Source organism: Paraliobacillus sp. PM-2 (genome assembly GCF_001368815.1).
Taxonomy (GTDB): domain Bacteria; phylum Bacillota; class Bacilli; order Bacillales; family Amphibacillaceae; genus Paraliobacillus.
In genome coordinates this window covers 1,380,599-1,402,620 of sequence record NZ_CTEI01000001.1, presented here as the reverse complement: position 1 = coordinate 1,402,620, position 22,022 = coordinate 1,380,599, and the positions used below count along the sequence as shown (strand labels likewise).

The following is a 22,022-nucleotide window of genomic DNA, read 5'->3' as shown; positions in this document are numbered from 1 at the left end:
TTTTTATATATTAACCTCTTTATTTTTGTTTCATAAATAAGAAGGTTATCATTTGTGAGTCCTTTTATCAAAAAAAATACATAGCTTGTACCACCTCGTCATAGCTATTTAAAAAGGAAATAAAAAGGGGCTGGTGCCAATCGGCTTATTTAGAGAGTTTCGTTTATTTATTTTGAAAAGTAGTGCTGCTGAAGTAGGGATTGGTCTAGTACTAGGAGCGGCTTTTAGTAATGTTATTGATTCGTTTGTTTCAGATGTGCTACTACCACCTGTAGGTGTCTTTTTAGCAAAGATGAATTTTTCTAATTTATTTATAACACTTGGTGGTGCTCACTACCGTTCCTTGCAAGAAGCGGAGGAAGCAGGTGCTGCTACCATTAATTATGGTCTATTTATTACATCGTTTATTCGATTTGTAATCGTTGTATTTATTATATTTTTAGTAATAAGACAAATGAATCGTTGGAAAAAGCCAGATCAACATCCTATTGATGCAATGACGAAAAAAGATTGCCCATATTGTCGAATGCCGATTCCTTCACAAGCAATTAAATGTCCCAATTGTTCTTCTAGTCTCCAGATGAAGAAGGAAAAGACCGAAGATAGCAGACCTAGGTTACGACTAAACATAAAGAAAAATACAGAACGTGTTCGTTAGAAATTCATGTACTTAATTATAAAAAACGCTGAGAAGTAAGACTCGGCGTTCATTTGTGTCTAGAACTCAATGAATCATTATAAAAAAATATACATGTTTTCTTATTCTATACATATAATGATTTGTAATTAAAAAGAAAGGGTGAGTGAGTGGTAATTGATCAAGTATTAGAACAAGAAATCGAGCTTTTTCACAAAGGTCTATCCAGATATAGCTATCGCTTACTAGGTGCGCACGAAGATAGTCAAAACGGAGAAATTGGCATTCGTTTTATCGTTTGGGCACCTCATGCAGCTCAGGTTAATGTAGTTGGTGTATTTAATCACTGGGATAGTCAAGACCACACCATGCAAAAGATAAATGATGGTGGGCTTTGGTATTTATTTATCCCTAACCTTGAGAAAGAGCAAATATATAAATATGAAATAACAACTAAACAAGGCAATGTTTTCTTAAAAGCAGATCCATACGCATTTTCTAGTGAATTACGTCCCAATACTGCTTCAGTTGTTCATCCTATACAGGATTATGATTGGAAAGATCAGGAATGGATGAAGCGAAGAAAAGAAACGAATCTATATGAATCTCCACTTTCCATTTATGAAATGCATTTAGGTTCTTGGAAGTATATTGAACGAGAGAAATATTATACATATAGGGAGTATGCAGAAAAGGTCATTCCTTATGTAAAAGAATTAGGGTATACCCATATTGAATTATTACCGATTAATGAACACCCATATGATCGTTCTTGGGGATATCAATTAACGGGATATTATTCAGTAACTTCACGTTATGGCACAGCAGAAGACTTTCGTTATTTTGTTGATTGCTGTCATCAACATGGTCTCGGTGTGCTATTAGATTGGGTACCTGGACACTTTTGCAAAGATGATCATGGATTACGCCAATTTGATGGAGAGGCTTTATTTGAATACAGAGATCCAGGAAAGGCAGAAAAACATTCTTGGGGAACGTTAAGTTTCGATACTGGTTGTCCAGAGGTACAAAGCTTCTTGATTTCTAACGCTATCTATTGGTTAAAGGAATTTCATGTGGATGGATTACGTGTAGACGCAGTAGCTAGTATGCTTTACTTGGATTATGACAAAGAGCACGGTCAATGGAAACCGAACAAATACGGAGGAAGAGAAAACCTCGAAGCAATTGGATTCCTAAAGCAATTGAATGAAGCAGTATTTGCTGAGGTACCAGATATTTTAATGATGGCTGAAGAATCAACCGCTTGGCCACTTGTTAGTTACCCTACATATGTGGGAGGGCTTGGATTCAATTACAAGTGGAATATGGGGTGGATGAACGACATATTGAGGTATATGGAAATGGATCCTATTTACAGAAAGTATCACCATCATTTAATTACATTTTCTATTATGTATGCTTTTTCAGAAAATTTTATTTTACCGATCTCACATGATGAACTTGTTCATGGAAAAAAATCGTTGCTAAATAAAATGCCTGGTGACTATTGGAAGAAATTCGCTAACCTTCGTTTGTTTTTAGGCTATATGTTCACCCATCCCGGAAAAAAATTATTATTTATGGGATCAGAATTTGGGCAATTTGATGAGTGGAAAGACATGGACGAATTAGATTGGAATCTATTGTCATTTGAATCACATCAACAGGTGAGTACTTATCTTCAAAAGTTACAACAATTATATAAACAATTGCCGGCATTATGGGAGTTAGATCATAAAGAGGAAGGTTTTACATGGATTGATGCAAATAATTATGAACAAAGTATTATTTCATTCATTCGTCATAATAAGGATAACTCTGAAGAAATAGTAATTATATGTAACTTCACACCGGTAGTCTATCATCATTATAAAGTCGGTGTCCCTGAAGAAGGATTATATCAAGAAATATTTTCTAGTGATTCACTAGATTTTGGGGGATCCGGTCAAGTAAACGATGTCACATTACCATCAATAAATACACCATGGCAAAGTCAAAATCAGCATATTGAAATGACGATTCCGCCATTAGCAATCAGTGTGATAAAAAGCATATCGTCATGAATGAAAAAGGGGGAGAGACCACATGAAGAAAAAAGAATGTGTAGCAATGATATTAGCTGGTGGGCAAGGGACTAGATTACAATCGTTAACGTATGATATCGCAAAACCAGCTGTTTTTTATGGTGGAAAGTATCGAATTATCGATTTTACTCTAAGTAATTGTACCAATTCTGGTATTGATACTGTAGGTGTGCTTACGCAATATGAGCCACATGTGTTAAATGATTATATTGGAATTGGTTCAGCTTGGGATTTAGATCGAAATTTTGGTGGTGTTTCCTTACTTCCTCCTTACATGCAATCAAAAGGTGGCGATTGGTATAAAGGAACAGCAGATGCTATCTATCAAAATATAAAATACTTAGACTATTATCAGCCAGAGCATGTATTGATTTTGTCGGGTGATCACATTTACAAAATGGATTATGCAAGAATGTTAGAGTTCCATCAGTCAAGTCAAGCAGATGCAACGATTTCTGTTATTAAAGTGCCATTAGATGAAGCAAATCGTTTTGGCATTATGGATACAGACGAAGTAGGAAGAATTGTTGATTTTGAGGAGAAACCATCCAATCCTAAAAATAATCTCGCCTCTATGGGGGTTTATATATTCCGATATGATGTTTTAAAAGATTATTTACTTTCTGATGCAAGTGATCCCCAATCTTCACATGATTTTGGGAAAGATATTATTCCAACAATGCTTAAAGATGAAAAGCAATTAATGTCTTATACATTTGACGGTTATTGGAAAGATGTTGGAACAATTCAGAGTTTATGGCAGGCAAATATGGATTTATTAGAAGATACAACACAATTAGATCTGCATGAACATACATGGCGTATTTATTCTAACAATCCGAGCCTTCCTGCTCAATTAATTGGCAAAAGTGCTACAGTGAAAAATGCTTTGATCGGAGAAAAATGTCATATATATGGTGAAGTGGATCATTCTGTTCTGTTTTATGGAGTAGATGTCGCAAAGGATGCTGTTATTACTGATTCTATTATTATGCCAAATGTTAGCATTGGCCAGGGTGTAAGGATTCATCGGGCCATTGTTATGGAAGGTAGTATCATTAAAGACAATAGTGTAATCGGCAATTTGTCTGATGATGAAGAGATTAGTGTCTACGTAGGAAGTAACAAAAATAAAGATCCACATTATGTCACAATGATGAAATAGGAGAGATAGAATGAATCGCATTGCAGGAATAATTAATTTAGATCAAGAGATAGACAATATGAATGAACTAACATATTTCAGATGTACGGGAGCTGTACCTTTTGCTGCAAGATATCGGTTGATCGACTTTACAATATCAAATATGATCAATGCTAATATTGATTCTATTGCTATTTTTGCTAGGAAAAAATATCGTTCCCTATTAGATCACTTAGAACAAGGAAAAGCATGGGATCTTGATCGACAGCATGGTGGTTTGTTTATTTTACCTCCTGATTGGAATGATCCAACAGATATATCTAAGGGAGAATTACAACATTTTCACAATAATATTGACTTTATTCATCGAGTGCAAGCGGACTATATCATTATTACTGGTTCACAACATATTTGTAACATTGATATGCAAGATGTTTTAGAAGAGCATATTGCTACGAAAGCTGATGTAACAGTAGTATATAAAAACGTAGATCAATTGCATCCCGAACATCAATTTACTAATAAATTAACATTAGATAATAATAATAGAGTCGTTGAAATAGATTATGAGAAAGAGAATACTCAAATTTATATGAACATGTATATTATGAAGAAAACAGCATTACTAAACTGGATTGAACTGTCAATTGAAAAAGGTTACTCAAATCTATTTAATGATGCCATTATACCGAATTTGTCCTCTCTTCATGTACATGGTTACGAATACAGTGGTACGCATGCCTTTATACATTCTGTTGAAAGTTACTACCGAAATAGTATGTGTTTGTTAAATGATGATAGTTACGATGGTTTATTTCAAACAGAGGCGCCAATTCTGACAAAATTAAAAAATGAAGTACCTGCAACATATGCAAAAAATTCTTTTGTCAGACGATCAATGGTTGCAAATGGATGTCATATTCATGGTGACGTGCAAAATAGCATCCTATTTCGTAGTGTAAAAGTAGGTGAGGGGGCAAAAATTGAAGATTCAATCATTATGCAACGGTGTGAAATTGCTCCTGATGCGGTATTAAAACATGTCATTTTAGATAAGGAATGTAGCATTTCGAGTGGGCAAGTATTAATTGGTACAAAAGAAAATCCATTTGTTGTAGCTAAAAGACAAAGGCTTTAATGTAGAAAAAGGAGTAATAATTGTGAAAATTTTAATGGTTGGTTCAGAATGTAGTCCTTTTGTGAAATCAGGGGGGTTAGCTGATGTACTGGGCTCACTCCCTCAAGCATTGTCGAAACAAGGAGCAGAAGTCAGAGTTGTATTACCGAAATATCAAGAGATGTCTGATGAGTGGAAAGAACAGCTTACTCTTTTAGGTGCATACCGTGTTCGCCTTGGTTGGCGAAATCAATATGCAGGTATTGAGACACTAACTTGTAATGGTATTACCTTTTACTTTATCGACAATGAGTACTATTTTAAACGTTCGAATTTATATGGATTTGGTGATGAGGCAGAACGTTTCGTTTTTTTTAATCGATCCATTTTTGAAATGCTAAAAATAATGGATTGGATCCCTGATGTTATTCACTGTCATGACTGGCAAACAGGATTAATTCCATTATATTTACACACCCATTATCAAAACGATCCACTATTTCATAAGATAAAAACAGTCTTTACGATTCATAATTTAAAATATCAAGGCATTTTCCCAGCATCTATTTTACATGAATTGATGGATTTAGATCATCAAGTAATGCATGAAGATGGAATTGAGTTTTACGGAAATGTCAATTTTATGAAGGCAGCTTTGAATTACGCAGATAAGGTAACTACTGTTAGTAAGACATATGCCAAAGAAATCCAAACAAGTTATTATGGAGAAAATTTGGATGGTGTACTAAGAAAGAGATCGGAAAAACTGACAGGTGTAATTAATGGTATCGATATTTCTGCCTATGATCCTGCAACAGATAATGCAATCCCGTTTCCATATGAGTCTTGTTTTAATGAAAAGATAAAAAATAAATCGATGCTGCAGAAAGAACTAGGTCTTCCAATTGATGAATCCATCCCAATGGTCGGAATTGTTTCAAGACTTGTAGAGCAAAAGGGATTTGATCTTATAGCGAGAGTAATCGATGAATGGGTAGAACAGGATAATGTTCAATTAGTTGTCTTGGGTACGGGAGATTATTCGTATGAATCACTATTTCGATCTTTACAAATAAGATATCCAACGAAGGTAGTAGCAGTTATTGAATTTAAAGAGACACTTGCTAGACGCATATATGCGGCTAGTGACTTATTTTTAATGCCGTCTCGTTTTGAACCTTGTGGAATTGGCCAATTACTGGCACTTCGTTACTTATCAGCTCCAATCGTTCGAGAAACAGGTGGTTTAGTTGATACAGTGACTTCATTTAATGAGCAAACAGAAGAAGGGAATGGGTTTAGTTTTAAAAATTATAATGCCCACGATATGTTATATACCATTCGCCGTGCACTGGCTATCTATCAAAATAAGAACAAATGGCTAAAACTCGTAGAAAACATGGCAAATAGTAATTTGTCATGGGATTATGCTGCTGAAACGTATCTAGAAATATATCAGTCTACTGTAGGTTAAGCGAATGTTTCATGTAGCAAAAGGGTGATTGGGGGATAATGGTATGATGCAAGAAAAAGAGATATTTAAATCGTTATTTATCAAGGCATTACGTACTACTAAAGGAAAACAGATTAATAATGCAACAGATGCAGATGCGTTTGTTGCATTAAGTACAGTATTAGCAGAATGGATTCAAGAGAAAAATACGTCAGGAAATAAACAAGAACCGGTAAAACAAGTATATTATTTTTCAATGGAGTTTTTAATTGGCAGTTTATTGGCTACGCATTTAAATTATTTAGGAGTAAATGAAATTGTAGAAAGTGGTTTAGAGGAATTAGGTTTTTCTCTGGAAGATATAAAGCCCTATGAACATGATCCTGGGCTTGGTAATGGTGGCCTTGGAAGATTGGCAGCATGTTTTTTGGATTCCTTTGCATCTCTAGGATTAGTAGGAAATGGGGTTGGATTAAGGTATCGCTATGGATTATTTAATCAGCGACTGGAAGACGGTAAACAATTTGAATTACCAGACAATTGGTTAGGTGAAGGGTACATGTGGGAATACCGAAAACCGACAGAAGCTATTGATGTTTCATTTGGTGGAGATATTAACACGTTGGTTCAGAATGATAAACTGCAATTTCAGTTAGTAAATGCAGAAACAGTAAGGGCTGTTCCATATGATGTACCTATAGTAGGGTATCAAACAGAAACCGTTAATACTTTACGATTATGGGCCGCAGAACCAATTTTGGATCAAGTCTTAATGAAAGCAAAACTGGAAGGTTATGCGGAAAACATGTTAGCCTACCAGCGTCGATTAGAGGAATTGACCGATTTTCTTTATCCGGATGATTCAACAGAGGAAGGAAGAATTCTGCGCTTAAAACAAGAATACTTTCTTGTTTCTGCTGGTATTCAATCGATCCTTAAGGAATATGAAAAAAGACAGTTATCATGGTCAGACTTACCTCGGTTTCTTTGTTTTCATATTAATGATACACATCCAGCATTTCTCATACCAGAGCTCATGCGTATCTTAGTCGATGAAAAAGATTTGAGTTGGGAAGAATCCTGGGAAATTACAACACAATCTGTCTCTTATACGAACCATACAACACTACAAGAAGCATTAGAAACATGGCCAGAAAATTGGGTGAAAACATTCTTACCTAGAATATATATGATCTTAGTTGAAATGAACGAGCGATTCTGTCGGCAAATGTGGGAAAAATACCCTGGTGATTTTGATCGGATTGCGGAGTTAGCCTTAATTGCAGATGGGCAAGTTAAAATGGCTCATGTATCCATTGTAGGTAGTCACTCCATAAATGGCGTAGCAAAATTACACACAGAATTGTTAAAGAAAAAAGAAATGCGTTTATTCTATCAGGCTTTTCCAGAACGATTTATAAACAAAACGAATGGTATTTCTCATCGAAGGTGGTTAATGCTTGCGAATCCTTCTCTCTCTCAACTTATTACAGAAGCAATCGGTGAAGAATGGCTACAATCTCCTAAAAAATTAACAAAGCTATTACCTTTTCAAACAGATTCTATTTTCCTAGAAAAACTACAACAAGTAAAACACCATAATAAACAACTACTAGCCAATTATGTAAAGCAAGAAGTAGGAATCTTACTTAATCCACACGCTATTTTTGATGTGCAAGTCAAACGAATACATGGATATAAACGACAATTATTAAATATCATTCATATTATTCATTTATATCGTGAAATAAAGAATAATCCAATGAAGCCATTTGCACCAAGAGTATTTATTTTTTCTGGAAAAGCAGCACCTGGCTATCATTTCGCTAAACAAATTATTCAATTAATTGATACAGTTTCAAAGGTTGTCAATCAAGATTCTGATGTGAAAGACAAATTACAAGTTGTTTTCCTTGAAAATTTCTCCAATCAATTAGCGGAAAAAATTATTCCAGCTGCAGATGTGAGTGAACAGTTGTCTACGGCAACAAAAGAAGCATCAGGTACAGGAAATATGAAAATGATGATGAATGGAGCACTAACACTTGGAACAATGGATGGAGCAAATATTGAACTATTTGATCAAGTAGGTAAGGCAAATATTTATCCTTTTGGTTTATCTGCTCAAGACGTATTGCATTATCAGCAATCAAATGAGTATACAGCAAAGGATTTGTATCATTCAGATGATCGAATTCGTTATGCACTGGATCAACTAATTATTCCTGGAGATTTTGTGAAAGATGAAGCGGTGTTTAAGGATATATATCATGCATTGCTAACCTATAATGATGAATATTTTGTTTTAAAGGATTTTGATGATTATGCAAAACAACAAAGGAAAATAAGCAATGATTATCAAGAAAGAAATATATGGAATCAAAAGAGTCTGATAAATATTGCTTATTCTGGACGATTCTCAAGTGATGATACGATAGCTTCTTATGCCGCTGATATTTGGAAATTAGAGTAAGAATGGACAGATATATGGAGTACTGTAGGTGAGGGGAGAGAATATGACAAATTGGAAAATAAAACATAATAGCTTTCAAGCGATTTATCGTCATCCATTTGGAGCACTTCCTGTCACTACGGCATTAACCTTGCAAATAGCAATTAATACGACAGAAAGTAATTATAGTGTGTATGTGCATCTAATATATGAGAAAGAAGATAAACAAGAAGTACTTCGTATGGAAGAGAAAACAGGAAATCATTCAAGTCATTTACTGACTGCACATATCACGATGCCAAATCAACCGCAATTAATTTGGTATTATTTTGAAATAAAATATGGAGACCGTTCCTTTTTCTACGGGCGTAAATACAGTGAGGAGAGTGGGGGAGGAGCGACATATCCAGATCTTCCCCCTGCATGGCAAATAACTGTATACAAAAAAGACACACAAGTTCCAAAATGGTGGAAGCACGCAATTATTTATCAAATTTTCCCGGACCGGTTTTATCGGCATGGAGAACTAGAGATGGAAAAAGCCTCAAATCACGCATTAATTCATGCACATTGGGATGATGAGCCAATCTATATTCGTGATCAAGTTGGAAATGTGATCAGATGGGATTTTTTTGGGGGTAACCTAAAAGGAATCATTGAAAAACTTGATTATATTCAATCGTTAGGTGTTACTGTTATTTATTTAAATCCAATATTTAAAGCAGAAAGTAACCACCGGTATGATACGGGTGACTATCATAAAATAGATCCGTTACTTGGTACAATAGAAGATTTACAACAATTAATTGAAGCAGCAAAAAAACGTAACATTGAAATCATGCTTGATGGTGTCTTTAATCATACTGGTAGTAATAGTGTGTATTTTAATAAAAAAGGTGAATATCATTCTGTGGGTGCTTATCAATCAAACGACTCGCCTTATATTGATTGGTATACATTTTATGCATATCCCGATCATTATGAAAGTTGGTGGGGGATTAATACACTTCCAACACTGCAATTAGATCACGGTTCCGTTCAGCAATTTCTAGTTGATGCACCAGATAGTGTTATTCAATTTTGGCAGTCAAAGGGCATTCATCATTGGCGGTTAGATGTAGCTGATGAATTAACAGATGACTTTATTCGAAAAATAAAAAAACAATTGAAATTGGTAAATCCGAATGCAGTATTATTAGGTGAAGTTTGGGAGGATGCGTCAAATAAAGTTGCCTATGGAAAACGTAGAGACTATTTACTAGGTGATGAATTAGATGCTGTCATGCATTATCCTTTGCGTAAGATGTTGTTTGATTATATTGCGGGAAAATGTGATGCAAATCGGTTTGTTAATCAATATATGACAATAGCCGAACATTATCCCAAAGAGCATTTTTATGGAACAATGAATTTGTTATCTAGTCATGACGTGGAGCGAATGGCTACTGTTTTAGATAATGAACTATCTCCTCAGTTTAAGGATCAGGCACGATTGGATATGATTGATAAACAAATTCGATCAATTAGTTTATTTCTTTTTATCTTGCCTGGTGTTCCTTCCATTTATTATGGAGATGAGGTAGGTATAATTGGAGGGGAAGACCCAGCAAATCGACACCCATTTCCTTGGGGAAAAGAAAACAATGATCGTCTAGAATGGTTTCGGAAAATAGCCGAAATCAGAAATAAATATGATGCACTCCGTACTGGAGATTGGAAAATTACTTTATTAAATGAAGATATCATCATGTTTGAAAGGTTTATTCAATCAACTACAGATGTATTTGGAGATAGAGCAGAAAAAGGTCATTTTATCTTTATCATGAACCGTCATCTTACCGATGAAAAAGAGGTAACATTACCGTATGATAATGGGATGAATTGGTATAACTTATTTAAACAACAAAAATCAAGTCATCAAATACGATTAGAACCAATGTCGTGTCAATTATTTGTTCAACAAGATTAATCACATAAAGGAAAATTGAATGAAATAAAAGGTTGTTTTCTATAAAAAGAGGATCTGTCAACTGGAATTGTAAACTTCAGTTGATAGGTCCTTTTTAATTGTTTAATACATAATACTTTTAAAGTGGATTAAGAACAACGTTTAATTAAAAAATACAGAGAAAATCATGTAATGTAATCAGAGGAGCATGATACAATGAAGAATAGCGAATGAGAGGAGCAAAACTTATGGAACAAGATAGACTACTTTTGATTGATGGGTTTAATTTACTTAGTCGTGGTTACTTTGCGACAGCTTACAATAAAACCGAGGACCAATTACCAAAGAACAGTAAAGGAATGTATACAAATGCATTACGGATTTTTTTGCAAAAGATTATTCATTTAATAAATGAACATGGCATTAGCCATGTAGCTGTGGCTTGGGATGTGAAACGAGAAGAAACGGATAGACGAATAAAATATGATTTTTATAAAGAAACTCGCAATGAATTGCCTTATCCACTTATCGAACAATATGAGACACTCACAATGATACTTGATAAGATTGGTGTAACACAACTCGTTGTTCCACCTCATGAAGCAGATGATATCATTGGTTCATTATCAAGCAAATGGTCAAACGAAAAGGCTTCACCATGTTTTATTTATAGTAATGATAAGGATTTATTCCAATTATTAAATAAACATACGTCTCAAATTATTGCACAAAAAAGAAAGGAAACCCTCTATACAATCGAACACTTTAGAATGGAATATGGGATTGAATCAACTCAATGGATAGATGTCAAAGCATTACTTGGGGATACCAGTGATAACATTCCTGGATGTCCAGGGGTGGGTGTGAAATCTGCATTACCTTTAATTCAACAATATGAAACAGTAGAGAAGTTATTTGTTGAATTGGATCAATTAGAGCCAACATTTAAACGCTATAAAAAGAAACTAGTCGAAGGAAGAGATTCAGTTCAAATAAGTAAAGAATTAGTTACGATTAATCGTGAAATTCCTTTTATAACAAACGTTAAGCTCACTGATTTATCTATTGCTTTAGAACAACAACAAATACGCGATATACTTAATGAATATGAGTTAAACGTGAGGATTTATCTACCACAAGAAAATAAGTGAAATGTAATAAAATAACTGACTTGACACAAATAGCATTTATATTTATACTGAACTTAAATAAAAGGGGAGTAGCTGCAACAATTATGTCGTCATTACGAGAATAATCTCCGGCATAATTGGCAACTAACGTTGTTAGCAAGACCTTTATCGTTTGTAAATCTACAGACGGTAAAGGTCTTTTTATGTTTTTTTTGACTACTTTGGTTTAGACTATGAAAAAGTAGGTAATGAAAAAGTAGTTACACTCCTTTTGAATGAAGTGCAAAAATTGTAATATCTTATCAAATAAAGGCAAGAGATATTTTTCATTAGAAAAAAGTGGCTTGTGAGGAGATGGTGAGACGAATGAATTTTTATCAATCGAACAAAGAGGAAGTGCTTCAGCAGGTTAATGCAACAGAACAGGGGCTTTCAACTGCTGAAGTAAAAAAGAGACTAGATAGAGACGGCTTTAATGAAATTGAAGATAAAGAAAAAGTACCTACCTGGAAATTATTTTTAGAAACGTTTAAAGATGCAATGGTTATTGTATTACTGATTGCAGCTGGTGTGCAGTTAATTTTAGGCGAATATGTAGAAACAATTGTAATCGTCATTGTTTTAATTATGAATGCAATCATTAGTGTTGTTCAGACAAAAAAAGCAGAGAGCTCTTTAGATGCTTTAAGGGATATGTCAGCGCCAGAGGCAAAGGTTATGCGAAATGGTACCAAGCAGACAATACCAGCACGAGAACTTGTACAAGGTGATATTGTCTATTTAGAAGCTGGTGATTATATTCCAGCTGATGGACGAATTTTGGAAAGTGGCTCATTAAAAGTAAATGAAGGTCAACTTACAGGTGAATCTGAAGCAGTTGAAAAACAAGTAGATGCAATTGAAGAAGAGGTAGGTTTGGGTGACCGAACAAATATGGTATTTAGTAGTTCATTAGTTGTTTATGGACGAGGTACCTTTGTTGTCACTGGAACTGGAGAAAAAACGGAAATTGGTAAGATAGCTAATATGCTTTCTACCGCAGAACAAAAACAAACACCATTGCAACGTAAATTAGATGTGTTCAGTAAAAAGCTAGGTATTGGTATCTTAATTTTATCTGTTGTTATTTTTGCTGTACAGGCAGCGAGGATCTGGCTTGGAGATGGCACAGCAGATTTAGCAACCGAATTACTGAATGCCTTAATGTTTGCTGTTGCAGTAGCGGTTGCAGCTATTCCTGAAGCACTGCAATCCATTGTAACCATTGTTCTATCTGTTGGTACGAATAAAATGGCAAGACAACATGCTATTATTCGTAAGCTTCCTGCTGTGGAAACCTTAGGATCTACCAGTGTTATCTGTACAGATAAAACTGGTACATTGACACAGAATAAAATGACAGTAACTGATTATTTTATTCCGGAAGGTGAAAGTGAACACTTACCGGAAAGCCCAGAAAATTGGAATCAATCAGAGCGATTACTTGTAGATATTGCTGTTTTATGTAATGACTCGTATATTAATAATGATGGAAAAGAAGTTGGAGATCCAACGGAAGTAGCTTTAATTAATTTCTCCAATGATAATAATCAAGATTATTTAACCTTGCGTGAAACACATAAACGAGAGGCTGAACTTCCCTTTGACTCTGATCGTAAGTTAATGTCTACATTACACACACTTGGTGGTAAAAAAATGATGTTGACTAAAGGCGGACCAGACGTCATGTTCAATCGCGCGAAATATATATTAGTTCAAGGCGAAGAAAAGCCTTTGACACAAGATTGGATAAATAAACTGAATCGGGCAAATGAAGACTATTCTAATCAAGCATTACGTGTATTAGCATATGGATATAAGCAATTTACTAATGATAAAGAAGTTCTAAGTCATGAAGATGAAAATGACCTTGTATTAGTTGGTTTAACAGCTATGATGGATCCGCCACGTGAAGCTGTATTTGGCTCTATTGAACAAACAAAAGCGGCAGGAATAAAAACGGTGATGATAACTGGAGATCATAAAACAACGGCACAAGCCATTGGTCGTCAAATAGGATTGATGGATGAAGATGATATTGCACTAACAGGGAAACAATTAGATGCGATGTCAGATGAGGAATTAGACGAAAAACTAGAAAAAATTTCTGTTTATGCTCGTGTTTCACCTGAAAATAAAATTAGAATTGTTCGTGCTTGGCAACGAAAAGATCGAATTTCAGCAATGACTGGAGATGGTGTTAATGACGCTCCGGCGCTTAAACAAGCTGATATCGGAATTTCGATGGGTAGTGGAACAGATGTAGCAAAAGATTCTTCGGCAATGATATTGACAGATGATAATTTCGTTTCCATTGTTAATGCTGTTGGTGTTGGCCGAACCGTTTTTGATAATATTAAGAAAGCAATTGGATATTTATTTGCCGGTAACTTAGGTGCAATTATTGCTATCCTGTTTGCTGTATTATTTGGTTGGTCAAATCCATTTACTGCTTTACAATTATTGTTTATAAACTTAGTAAACGATTCGTTACCAGCAATTGCATTAGGTATGGAAAAAGCAGAGCCTGATGTCATGAAACGAAAACCACGTAATGTGAATGAAGGTATATTCTCAGGTGGTACAATGCGTGCGGTAATCACACGTGGTAGTCTTATTGGGATTGCTGTAATCATTTCACACTTTATTGGATTACAACATTCTGTTGAAATGGGAGTAGCAATGGCATTTACAACTTTAATCTTGTCCCGTACATTGCAAACTTTTGCTGCTCGCTCGAATACGCAGACAATATTTGGAGTTGGGCTATTAACAAATAAATATGTACTTGGTGCAGTAGCTGTATGTTTTGCGCTTTACAGTATTACCATCTTACCTTTCACACGTGATATTTTTGCAATACCAGCTTCCTTTGGTTGGAATGACTGGCTAATTGCTACTGGATTAGCTGTAGCAGCTGTTATCATGATGGAAGTAGTAAAAGTTATTTATAATAAAGTAGTTAAAAATGAAGGATAACATAGTAAATCCCCTCTAATATTTTAGGGGGGATCCTTTTATTAAATGGAATTTAAACAAATAAGGGATATTTATGATTGTATATATACACTGAAAACTTATTTTCGCAACATTTTTGTGATAAACACAACCAAAGCGATGATTAATAAAATGTGTACAAGTCCACCAGCAATTTCAAAAAGAAATCCAATGAACCAAGCAAGTAGTAAAATACCAATAATTGTCCAAATCATAACGTTCACCTGCCTTTTTTTATTTAACCTACCCAATTGTTTAATCAATAAACTGATTGTTCAATATAAAAAGTCAATGAAAAAGAAATTTTTTTGCAAAATATTGTTGCGAGGTTTGTCTTTAATTGTTATACTATTAAACATCGATTCAAGTTATGACATCGTTCGATTAAATGTGCGGGTGTAGTTTAGTGGTAAAACCTCAGCCACGAGCAAAACATCGACGAATAATCATCGAGTTGTCCCGAAGCATAAACATCTTGAATAAGCTGGAAGATGCAGGGACATGTCTTGCGTAAAAAAATATTAATTTAATTTCGAAGAATGTGCGGGTGTAGTTTAGTGGTAAAACCTCAGCCTTCCAAGCTGATGTCGAGGGTTCGATTCCCTTCACCCGCTCCATACATATGTGACCAACGCAGTATTTCGTTGATAACAACGAAGTATTGCGTTTTTTCATGTCTAATTTTTTAGCATTCATGTTGATGTAATACAATTATACTGCATCAGAAGATTATAAAAAGGTAAGATATCCAAACTAATGTGGTCGAAAAACAGCTATTATATATATCTATTAAGAATTAATAGAAATCATAATTGATGATTAAAGCATAATTTTAAATCGCTTGAAAGATAGAGAAGATAAATAGTATTCTATAATGTAGAGGTGTTTGAACTATGAAAGAATTACAAAATAAACTGCAATCAATTGATGGTAAAGGGTATAAAGCATATAAATCGATTCAAGGTCGGTATTCTTTTCATCGCTATGAGTTACACGTGGATTATGTACAAGGGGATCCTTTTGCAGCTCCATCAAAAATAAGAATTATTATACCAAATGCATATCGGAATATACATCCAGAATGGAAAAAGAGTCACAATAGAAAAATTTATGTAGAAGATCTTATTGCTAGGTACGTTGCAAAAGCGATTAATAATAATTCCTTTCTTATAAAAGGATCTGGGAAAAGTGGTTTAATTAACATTGATACCCCTGGACAAGAAATCATTGATCGTACAGCGGTGCAAATTGATGATGCACATGTCACAATATGTTTGTCGATCGGATTACCAGCTTTTGGACGGAAAATAAATGGAAAGGATGCTAGGAAATTATTTTTTGATGCCATTCCAACCATTTTATCAGAATCTATTTTCACTATTTCAGATGTATCGATTGAAGAAGTAGTAAAGCTTTCCGATCAACATCAATCAATACGTGAACAAATGAAAAAAAATCATTGGATCTCCTTTATTGCTGATGATTCCATTTTACCGCGAGCTAGTGGAATTAGTAATCAACCATTACACAATGCTGTTTTATTCCAGAGTCCAAAAGAAAATAAAGTTTCTATTACGATTCCCCATCGTGATACACCTATTACTGGTATGGCTATTTCAAAAGGAATTACCTTAATCGTTGGTGGTGGTTATCATGGAAAAAGTACATTATTATCCGCTATAGAACGAGGGGTATACAATCATATCAAAGGTGACGGTAGAGAATATGTTTTAACAGATCCAGATGCAGTGAAGGTACGCGCAGAAGATGGGAGAAAAGTAACTGGGGTAAATATTTCTCCATTTATTAAAGACCTACCGCAAAAACAAAATACAAAGCAATTTTCTACAGATAATGCAAGTGGTAGCACGTCGCAAGCAGCAAATGTAATAGAAGCGATGGAAGCAGGTGCAAGTACATTATTAATTGATGAAGATACAAGTGCGACGAACTTTATGATAAGGGATCAACGAATGCAAGCTTTAGTTCATGAAGATAAAGAGCCAATAACGCCGTTCATCGATAGAATAGATCAATTGAAAAATGAATTAGCTATTTCTACTATCTTTGTTATGGGTGGGTCGGGAGATTATTTTGATGTTGCTGATCAAGTCATTATGTTAGATCATTATCATGTCTATAATGTAACTGATCATGCAAATCAAATAGCAGCGTCCTATCCAATTAAAAGATTGGAGGCTAAGCATCAAGCTTTCGGCCCTATATCACAAAGAAAGTTCTTACCAGATACGTTACAAACGAAAAAAGGAAATAAGACAAAAGTACAAGCTAAAGGGTTACGTAAAGTGATCATGGGGAAAACAGACATTGATTTGGCAAATGTGGAACAATTAGTCGATGTTTCACAAACAAATATGATTGCTGAGATCATTCAATTTTTAGATAAAAAGAATCGGTTAACAAAAGAGAAAACAATGTATCAATTACTTGATGAGATAGAACAAACAATGGATAAAAAAGGCTTAGCAACATTTGCACCTTTTCCTAATCAACATCCAGGTGATTTAGCACGTCCACGTAGACATGAAATTGCGGCAACATTAAACCGTATTCGAACAGCCAAAGTAGAGCAAAATACGAAATAGGGTGGTTTTTATGGCTTATCAGACTCTAAAGCAAGAAATAATTACCTATAGTAAATCAATAGGAATAGACAAGATTGGATTTGCAGCAGCAAACGAATTTTCGGCAATGAAATCGCGTTTGAAACAGCAACAAGATGATGGTTACCAATCTGGTTTTGAAAAAGGTACGATTGAAGAACGCACGGAACCTGTATTACATTTAGCTGATGCGGAGTCTATCATTGCGATTGCTGTTGCCTATCCCTCAAGAATGAAGAAACCACCTAAAAGTAGTAAAGGATCCAGAAGAGGGAATTTTTGTCGAGCTTCTTGGGGAATGGATTATCACCATGTATTAAATGAAAAACTGGATAAACTAAGTACTTTCATTGCGAGTAAAGTGCCAGGATTTCAGTGTCGATCAATGGTAGATACAGGAGAACTATCAGATCGAGCTGTTGCAGAACGTGCGGGAATAGGGTTTAGTGGAAAAAACACAATGATTATTACCCCTGAGTTTGGTTCGTATGTTTATTTAGGTGAAATGATTACGAATATTCCTTTTCCTCCGGATGAGCCAGTAGATGATGGATGTGGTGAGTGCACAAAATGTTTAGATGCTTGTCCTACTGGAGCGTTAGTAGAACCTGGACGTCTGAATGCACAAAATTGCATCGCTTTTGTTACACAAACAAAAGGATTTCTTCCTGATAAATATCGTGAAATTATGGGAAATCAATTATATGGTTTTGATACGTGTCAGGTTGTCTGTCCAAAAAATAAACAAGTAGATACCCACCTACATCCAGAATTAGAGCCAGAACCTGATTTAGTGAAACCAGAATTAATTCCATTACTGTCTATATCTAATAGAGAATTTAAAGAAAGATTTGGTTCAATGGCTGGCTCATGGCGTGGAAAAAAGCCAATTCAACGAAATGCGATTATTGCATTAGCGCATTATAAAGACGAAGCCGCTATTCCTGAACTTATTCGACTAATGAAAGTAGATCCTCGGCCTGTTATTCGTGGTACGGCAGCTTGGGCAATCGGTAAGATTGGTACAAAAGAAGGATTTAAAGCGATAAGACAAGCGCAAACGAATGAAGAGGATGAAGATGTCTTGAATGAAATGGACAAAGGCTTAACATATGAATTGAAACAAGTAGAAAAAAGTTAAAACATTTACACTTCTTTTCATGCATAAGGTATGAATAGAGGAGTGAATGGCTATGTCATTAACGAAAGAGTTAACAAAGTATTGGGAAGACCAATGTAAAGAAATAACTCAAAATAAAAGTAATTGGATAGCACATAAAAAACAGTTCCATAAAAAAAGAGGGAGCAATGTACCACATATTACTGGTTTAGGTACACTAATTCGACGGATGCATATGGAACGTAAAGAATTAAGAGTAAACTACTTATTACGTGCGACTTTTCTAGTAAAACAAGGTTCATTTTTTTATCATGAAGAACAAGTAAATGAACATGAGGCATTATTCTATAAGGGAAAATTTATAGAAGACAAATTAATTAAAAAAATTAGAGACGATGGTCATTTAGCTCTAGATAATAAACGCTATGATTGGATAGAAACAGTGAAAAATGATCGTTTTGTCTATGATCGTCGTGCTGCTGTTAATTATGCAGAACGATGGTGGGATGATTATAACCCTGCATTTAAGCATTTTGATGTAGATTGCACAAATTTTGTCTCTCAAGCGTTGTATGCCGGTGGAGCTCCAATGCGCGGGTATCCAAATCGATCAAAAGGCTGGTGGTATCATAATAACACATGGTCTTATAGCTGGGCAGTTGCTCATTCTTTACGTTGGTATTTAAGTGGTTCAACCCAAGGACTTAGAGGAAAGGAATTGGATGATCCAACACAACTATTACCTGGGGATATCATTTGTTATGATTTCGAAGGTGATGGAAAGTGGGATCACAATACAATAGTTGTGATGAAAGATCAACAAGGGATGCCACTAGTAAATGCACATACCAATAATAGTCGTCATCGTTATTGGAGTTATGAAGATTCTTACGCATGGACACCAAAATGTCAGTATAAGTTTTTTCGGATTGGTGATTAGTGATATAGATATCAGCAATTATTACAGAAATATGCTATAATAAGCAGGTTATTACTGTTTTAGAGGTGAACAAATTGGGATTACATGTCGTATTATATCAACCGGAAATACCGGCGAATACCGGTAATATCGCAAGAACTTGTCTAGCTACCAATGCAACATTACATCTTATTCGTCCATTAGGATTTTCGACAGACGATAAAATGTTAAGACGTGCAGGGTTAGATTATTGGCATGATGTTACTATTCTATATCATGATTCACTTGATGAATTATATCAAAACTATCCAAAAGGCACATTTTATTATATTGAAAATTTCGGTAAAAAATATTATAGTGACTTTGACTTTAGTGATTCAAATCAAGAATTGTTTTTTATTTTTGGACGTGAAACAAATGGTATTCCAAAGCCTTTACTTGAAGGGAAAGAAGACCAATGTCTAAGAATACAAATGGCAGAAAATGATAAAGTTCGTTCCTTGAATCTATCGAATACAGCAGCGATCATTGTCTATGATGTGTTAAAGCAACAAGGATTTCCTAATATGCATTAAAAAAAAGCGAGCTTATAGCTCGCTTTTTATTTAACTTTTATTGCTTCGTATCCACTATTTATTTTCTTAAACACAATACCGTGCTTTGGACTGAATAGAAAAGCTAGTGAAAATAAAACGCCAGTCATTGTAGCCATTGATCCAGCGATAGAAACATTAAAGAAAGATGCACATAGATAGCCTAGAAGTGCTGACAGTACACCGACGGCGCCACTTAATATAATGACATGTAGGAATCGATCCGATAATAAATATGCCGTAGCTCCCGGTACAATTAACATGGCTACAACCAGGATAGCACCAACACTATTAAAAGATGCTACAGTTGAGAAGGATACCATCGTCATTAATAAATAATGAATAAAAGTGAGAGGTATACCTACTAATGCTGCAAATTGAGGATCAAAAGTTGACATTTTGATTTGTTTGTAGAATAAGGTAATCAATAGTATGTTAAATAGTAAGGAAAAGCCAAGCATCCAAACAGCCACAGGCCCATAAGACTCTCCATTGATTTGTAACGTATCCCACGGAACAAACGCAATTTCACCCATTAAAGCGTGTTTTGTATCAAGATGGACTTGATCTCCTATAAAAGAAATTAGCACTACTCCTAAGGCGAATAAAGATGTGAAGACAACACCAATCGATGCGTCCGATTGTACACCAGAATTACTTAATAACTCAACTAAATACGCAGTCAACAATCCAACGACAGCCGCTCCAATTAACATAGGAATACCATTTAAAGATTGAGTTACGAAAAATGCACCTACAATTCCTAGTAAAACAGTATGGCTAATAGCATCTGCGATCATAGACATTTTTCTTAATACGAGCAAAGAACCTGCAATACCACAAGTTAATCCTACCAGGCATCCGGTTAAAATAATCCAAAATGTATAACTCATCTAACTTTCACCGCCTTTGTTACTAAGCCTTTACTTTTTCCTAATAATAAACTAATAAAGAAAATGACTGAAGCACTTAATACAATCATTGGACCTGTCGGTAAGTCACCGATCATGGTACTACTTATCGCTCCGGTCATACCGGAAATACTACCAAAAATACCACCTAACCATGCCATGACACTTAAATTATCGGTCCAGTATCTTGCTGCTAAAGCAGGAGTGATTAATAGAGAAGCAATTAAGACAACGCCAACCATTTGAATACCGATAACAACAATTCCAACTACTAATGCAAGCAATAATCCGTTAAAAAATTTAACATTAATCCCAATGTTTTTTGCGAAAGAAGGGTCGAAAATACTAATTTTAAATTCTTTAAAACATAGTGTTGAAATAAACACCAGGATTATTGAACTAACTGCAATTAATTGAACATCACTACGAATAAGAGATGCTGCTTGACCGAATATAAAGGAATCTAATCCTGCTTGATTGCTTGTGAAATTTTGTTGAATAAAGGTTAACAGAACGATTCCAAAACCAAAAAAGACAGAGATAATGATTCCGATTGCAGCATCTGATTTTATCCGAGAATGATTTACAATCAATTGAATTAAATGTGTAGCAATTAAACTAGTTAACGCTGCCCCAATAAGTAGAACAGGTAATGATTTTTCTTGAAAAATCATAAAACCGATACACACACCTGGTAATGCAGCATGTGCCATTGCATCGCTAATCAGACTTTGTTTCTTTAATAATACAAAACTACCTATCATTCCACTAGCAAAACCGAGTAATAAACTTCCTGTTAATACCCAACGAAAGTTTGCACTACCAAGAAGTGATGAAATGAAATCAACCAT

Annotated in this window: 16 protein-coding genes and 1 tRNA gene; 14 read left to right on the top strand and 3 right to left on the bottom strand. The window is 34.9% G+C overall.

What is annotated here, in order from left to right; genetic code table 11:
• Window positions 1-133: 133 nt before the first annotated feature.
• From mscL to BN1058_RS06725, 9 genes are all read left to right on the top strand, one after another.
• Entirely contained in the window at window positions 134-658 is a 525-nt protein-coding gene (mscL, locus tag BN1058_RS06765; protein ID WP_255307015.1) for a large conductance mechanosensitive channel protein MscL, read from the top strand.
• Between the two features lie 149 nt (window positions 659-807).
• The gene (glgB, locus tag BN1058_RS06760) at window positions 808-2,703 is read left to right on the top strand and encodes a 1,4-alpha-glucan branching protein GlgB (protein WP_090854718.1); all 1,896 of its coding nucleotides are present in this window, start codon (window positions 808-810) and stop codon (window positions 2,701-2,703) included.
• A gap of 22 nt (window positions 2,704-2,725) precedes the next feature.
• Window positions 2,726-3,889, top strand: a complete 1,164-nt coding sequence (locus tag BN1058_RS06755; protein ID WP_090854715.1) for a glucose-1-phosphate adenylyltransferase — start codon at window positions 2,726-2,728, stop codon at window positions 3,887-3,889.
• Window positions 3,890-3,899: 10 nt separating this feature from the next.
• Window positions 3,900-5,006 (top strand): glucose-1-phosphate adenylyltransferase subunit GlgD, encoded by a 1,107-nt coding sequence (glgD, locus tag BN1058_RS06750; protein WP_090854712.1) that lies wholly within the window; start codon window positions 3,900-3,902, stop codon window positions 5,004-5,006.
• A 22-nt stretch (window positions 5,007-5,028) separates the two neighbouring features.
• Window positions 5,029-6,459: a glycogen synthase GlgA gene (glgA, locus tag BN1058_RS06745; RefSeq protein ID WP_090854710.1), complete on the top strand. Its 1,431-nt coding sequence runs from the start codon at window positions 5,029-5,031 to the stop codon at window positions 6,457-6,459.
• A gap of 43 nt (window positions 6,460-6,502) precedes the next feature.
• Window positions 6,503-8,911 (top strand): glycogen/starch/alpha-glucan phosphorylase, encoded by a 2,409-nt coding sequence (locus BN1058_RS06740; protein WP_090854707.1) that lies wholly within the window; start codon window positions 6,503-6,505, stop codon window positions 8,909-8,911.
• Between the two features lie 43 nt (window positions 8,912-8,954).
• A complete protein-coding gene (locus tag BN1058_RS06735) occupies window positions 8,955-10,859 on the top strand; it encodes a glycoside hydrolase family 13 protein (protein WP_090854704.1) in 1,905 nt (634 codons plus the stop codon).
• A gap of 227 nt (window positions 10,860-11,086) precedes the next feature.
• Window positions 11,087-11,989, top strand: coding sequence for a 5'-3' exonuclease (locus tag BN1058_RS06730; RefSeq protein ID WP_090854701.1), 903 nt, complete (start codon window positions 11,087-11,089; stop codon window positions 11,987-11,989).
• Between the two features lie 345 nt (window positions 11,990-12,334).
• Window positions 12,335-14,986, top strand: a complete 2,652-nt coding sequence (locus tag BN1058_RS06725; RefSeq protein ID WP_090854698.1) for a cation-translocating P-type ATPase — start codon at window positions 12,335-12,337, stop codon at window positions 14,984-14,986.
• Between the two features lie 98 nt (window positions 14,987-15,084).
• Here the strand turns inward: BN1058_RS06725 and BN1058_RS14160 are convergent, their stop codons facing one another.
• On the bottom strand, window positions 15,085-15,219 hold the full coding sequence (locus tag BN1058_RS14160; protein WP_141652125.1) for a lmo0937 family membrane protein: 135 nt from the start codon (window positions 15,217-15,219) through the stop codon (window positions 15,085-15,087).
• Window positions 15,220-15,547: 328 nt separating this feature from the next.
• On the opposite strand from BN1058_RS14160, the gene BN1058_RS06720 reads away from it, so the two are divergent.
• From BN1058_RS06720 to trmL, 5 genes are all read left to right on the top strand, one after another.
• Window positions 15,548-15,621, top strand: a tRNA-Gly gene (locus tag BN1058_RS06720).
• Window positions 15,622-15,897: 276 nt separating this feature from the next.
• On the top strand, window positions 15,898-17,610 hold the full coding sequence (locus tag BN1058_RS06715) for an ABC-ATPase domain-containing protein (protein WP_090854695.1): 1,713 nt from the start codon (window positions 15,898-15,900) through the stop codon (window positions 17,608-17,610).
• A gap of 10 nt (window positions 17,611-17,620) precedes the next feature.
• Window positions 17,621-18,769: a tRNA epoxyqueuosine(34) reductase QueG gene (gene queG / locus BN1058_RS06710; RefSeq protein WP_090854692.1), complete on the top strand. Its 1,149-nt coding sequence runs from the start codon at window positions 17,621-17,623 to the stop codon at window positions 18,767-18,769.
• A gap of 52 nt (window positions 18,770-18,821) precedes the next feature.
• Window positions 18,822-19,688, top strand: coding sequence for an amidase domain-containing protein (locus BN1058_RS06705; protein ID WP_090854688.1), 867 nt, complete (start codon window positions 18,822-18,824; stop codon window positions 19,686-19,688).
• 74 nt (window positions 19,689-19,762) lie between these two features.
• Window positions 19,763-20,242 carry a tRNA (uridine(34)/cytosine(34)/5-carboxymethylaminomethyluridine(34)-2'-O)-methyltransferase TrmL gene (gene trmL, locus BN1058_RS06700; protein ID WP_090854685.1) on the top strand — a complete coding sequence of 160 codons (480 nt, stop codon included), beginning with the start codon at window positions 19,763-19,765 and terminating at the stop codon, window positions 20,240-20,242.
• A 26-nt stretch (window positions 20,243-20,268) separates the two neighbouring features.
• Here trmL and BN1058_RS06695 read toward each other — a convergent pair whose 3' ends face one another.
• Window positions 20,269-21,153, bottom strand: coding sequence for a metal ABC transporter permease (locus tag BN1058_RS06695; RefSeq protein WP_090854683.1), 885 nt, complete (start codon window positions 21,151-21,153; stop codon window positions 20,269-20,271).
• Window positions 21,150-22,022: a metal ABC transporter permease gene (locus tag BN1058_RS06690; RefSeq protein ID WP_090854680.1), complete on the bottom strand. Its 873-nt coding sequence runs from the start codon at window positions 22,020-22,022 to the stop codon at window positions 21,150-21,152. Before BN1058_RS06690 ends, BN1058_RS06695 begins: the two co-directional genes overlap by 4 nt.